6 protein-coding genes are annotated in these 2,979 nt (G+C 67.2%); 3 read left to right on the forward strand and 3 right to left on the reverse strand.

Annotated features, from left to right (window positions below):
- Position 1: 1 nt before the first annotated feature.
- Positions 2-478 (reverse strand): ATP-binding protein, encoded by a 477-nt coding sequence (locus AB0J09_RS60915; protein ID WP_360713107.1) that lies wholly within the window; start codon positions 476-478, stop codon positions 2-4.
- Positions 479-708: 230 nt separating this feature from the next.
- Between AB0J09_RS60915 and AB0J09_RS60920 the strand changes: the two genes are divergently transcribed.
- Both AB0J09_RS60920 and AB0J09_RS60925 read left to right on the forward strand, forming a co-directional pair.
- Positions 709-1,533, forward strand: a complete 825-nt coding sequence (locus tag AB0J09_RS60920) for a helix-turn-helix transcriptional regulator (RefSeq protein WP_360713109.1) — start codon at positions 709-711, stop codon at positions 1,531-1,533.
- Positions 1,526-1,744 carry a DUF397 domain-containing protein gene (locus AB0J09_RS60925; RefSeq protein WP_360713112.1) on the forward strand — a complete coding sequence of 73 codons (219 nt, stop codon included), beginning with the start codon at positions 1,526-1,528 and terminating at the stop codon, positions 1,742-1,744. Before AB0J09_RS60920 ends, AB0J09_RS60925 begins: the two co-directional genes overlap by 8 nt.
- Positions 1,745-2,073: 329 nt before the next feature.
- On the opposite strand, the gene AB0J09_RS60930 is transcribed toward AB0J09_RS60925, so the two are convergent.
- Together AB0J09_RS60930 and AB0J09_RS60935 are read right to left on the reverse strand one after the other, a co-directional pair.
- On the reverse strand, positions 2,074-2,547 hold the full coding sequence (locus AB0J09_RS60930; protein ID WP_360713115.1) for a hypothetical protein: 474 nt from the start codon (positions 2,545-2,547) through the stop codon (positions 2,074-2,076).
- Positions 2,526-2,696 carry a hypothetical protein gene (locus AB0J09_RS60935; protein WP_360713118.1) on the reverse strand — a complete coding sequence of 57 codons (171 nt, stop codon included), beginning with the start codon at positions 2,694-2,696 and terminating at the stop codon, positions 2,526-2,528. The genes AB0J09_RS60930 and AB0J09_RS60935 overlap by 22 nt, the downstream gene beginning before the upstream one ends.
- Positions 2,697-2,732: 36 nt before the next feature.
- Between AB0J09_RS60935 and AB0J09_RS60940 the strand changes: the two genes are divergently transcribed.
- On the forward strand, positions 2,733-2,963 hold the full coding sequence (locus tag AB0J09_RS60940) for a hypothetical protein (RefSeq protein ID WP_360713121.1): 231 nt from the start codon (positions 2,733-2,735) through the stop codon (positions 2,961-2,963).
- The last annotated feature ends 16 nt before the right edge of the window (positions 2,964-2,979 follow it).

Consider the following 2,979-nt stretch of genomic DNA (forward strand, 5'->3'; position numbering starts at 1 on the left):
CTTACGGGCGGCAGAGCGCGAGTTGGTCTGCGGCGTCCTGGACAGCGTCAGTGGCTTCGGCGGGGGCTTGGTCACGTGGCAGGTCGGCCCACACGACGCGGTGGCCGCACGCCAAAAGCCGGGTGCCATAGCGGATCGCCAGGCTGACCACGAGGCCCAAGCCGCGACCTGATTGCTTCATGGAGCCTTGCGTGAGCGGCTGGAAGCGGGGTTCCGGCGTCGTGGTTCCCGGGTCGATCACTTCCAGCCGGACGAAGTCGTCGGCGAAGCCGAGCCGCACCTTGATCCAGTCGCGCTGCTCGCCGGCCGGCACATGCTGGATGACGTTCGTGACCAGTTCGGAGGCCAGCAGCAGGGCGCTGAAGCTGGCCGCCGGGTCGCCGGCGGCCAGCCAGAGCTGGACCGCCTGCCGCGCCTGCCACGGCGTCTTGGCGCTGCGGCGCAACGTCGTGCCCTTCCAGACGGCAACGTCCGGCATCTGGGTGGCTATGGCTTGCGTAGGCACAGAATCACCGACCATCTGGGGGTTGGCCTCGCGGTCCACAAGATCGAAGACTCTTGTGAACTCGGGCTTGGCCTGCTTTTCCGAAGACTCTCCCCAGCGTGGTCCCCGCCAGCTACTTTTAGTAGTTAACAGGAAACACAGTTACTACACACATCCGGTTCACCGGCGTGTGTGAACTTGTGAACATACTGGATGGTGGGCCTATGGCCGGAAGCGAACTCGACCCAGCGGCCAGTCCCCTAGCGCTGTTCGGGGCCGAACTGAGGAGGTTACGAGAGGAAAAGGGCGTCACCCAGGAAGAGATCGCCGACTACACGCACGTCAGCAAGAGCCTGGTCAGCCAGATCGAGAACGCCAAGCGCACCCCGCAGTGGGGCTTCACCGAGCAGGTCGAAAAGCTGCTCGACCTCCAAGGCGAGCCCCTGCTGCGCCTGATGCCCCTAGTGGTCAAATCAGGCCCGACATGGTTCCGCCAATGGCCGAAGATCGAGGCCACCGCCCACAGCCTGCGCACCTGGCAGCCCCTGGTCGTCCCCGGACTGCTCCAGACCCGCAACTACGCCCGCGCGATCCTGCGCGGCCAGCCGGGCATCACCGAAGAACGCGTCGAGGAAGCGACCGAAGCGCGACTGGCCAGGCAGGTGGTGTTCGACCGTCCCGAACCGCCGATCTATGCGGCGGTGATCGACGAGGGAGTCCTCACCCGCCCCATCGGCGGAGCACAGGTGATGCGCGAACAACTCGATCACCTGCTCAAGGTCTTGGCCCACCCCTGCATCACCGTCCAGATCGTCCCCATGGACGCCGTTCCCACGATCGGGTTGCTCGGCGGCTTCGTGATCGCCCAGCAGCACCAAGGGCCGGACACGGTTTATCTGGACTCCGCCGCCGACGGAGAGGTAACCGATCGCGAGGACCGAGTGCGCACCGTTAGTGTCAGATTCGACGCCATCCGGTCATACGCCCGACCGGTCAATGAGACGGCAGACGTGATACGCGAGAAGATGGAGATGTTTCAAGGTGAATGACGAGCTGGCCGCCGAATTGGAGGCCGCGCAGTGGCGCAAGGCGTCCTACAGCGGCGCCAACGGCGGAGACTGCATCGAGGTGACCCCGCTCAGCGGGGACCGCTTCGGCCTCCGCGACACCGAGCGGCCCGACCTGGCGCCATGGGTGCTGCGCGGTAGTGTCTTTCGGGCCTTCGTGGCCGGCGCCAAAGACGGCGAATTCGACTTCTAGCCCCAACACTGAAGGCCCTCCGCACACGCGGGGGCCTTCAGTGCTCTCCGGCCCCTGACGCCGAACCAGAGCCATTCCAGCGTGATATACGCCACATCCGTTACCGTTCCTGTGGGTTCATAGATCAAGAAACGGGACACGAGGCCGTCCACATCATGGAGTCACCATCGGACCGGGCACCCTGGGTAACCAGGACACGAACCTAATGAGACGGCCACCCAGCAGCGCCCAGGTGGCCAGCATGACCTTTCCGGAGTACGCAAGCGGGCAGCCGCCACCCTGCTCAACCGCATCGACGACGCCCTGTAAAGCCCCGCCCTCAAATCCCTTCATGGACACCACCGCCGCCGGGGAACAGCCGCGGCGGCCCGCCTCCGCCTCTCTCCGCAATCGAATCGAGGCCGCTCATGACCGATGGCCACACCGCCGACCATCCGGCCGGTCGGCCGCGTCTCATCGCCACCGCCGCCGAGCTGGCCGCCCTGGCCGCCCTGGTCGAACCCGACGCGCCGGTGTTCATCGATGACGCGCAGATCGAGCCCGGCTCCGACCCGGCCTACCACAACGCCTGGGCCATCGTGGCCCAGCGCCAGCTCATCCTCGCCAACGAAGCCGGCCAGGTCGCCGGGCCGGGCGAGCAAGTCAGCGCGCCGGACGAACAGGGCAGGCATCATCTGCTCACCACGCCGGTGCTGGCGCTGACTGAGCGGCGCCTGGCCACGCCCGGCCTCATCGGCCCCATCGCGCACCCGGCCGACCCCGACATTCGCCGGGCCGACGCCTACCACGACCGCAACGGACAAGACCTGACCCGGTACCTGATGGCGTCGTTCCCCTGGATGCGGTCGAGGGCCTGCGCACGGAGGCCGAGCAGTACGCGCGCGATGAGGACCAGCAGTTCCACCCCATCGCCCGTGGCCAGCTCGGCACGGCCGCCATCCTGCTGGCCCAAGCGCGCGCCGCCGTCGACCGCGCCACTGCCTACGGCGTGGCGTGCGAGCTCATCCGCGGCGACAAGGTGGACGACGACAGCGGCAGCCCCTGCGACGCCGAGCACCTGTATGAGGATCTGGTGTGGCTGCCCGACGAAGGCTACGAGGAACTGGCCTGCCCGGTGCATGCCGCGGCCGCGGTTCTCACCATTCCTGGCGCCAAGAGTCGGCCGAACCCCAACGCCGGCTACGGCGACCCCCAGCCGGACGGAGACACCAGCTCATGACCAGCTCCGACCGGCT

This window comes from Nonomuraea sp. NPDC049784, assembly GCF_040659615.1.
Classification (GTDB): domain Bacteria; phylum Actinomycetota; class Actinomycetes; order Streptosporangiales; family Streptosporangiaceae; genus Nonomuraea.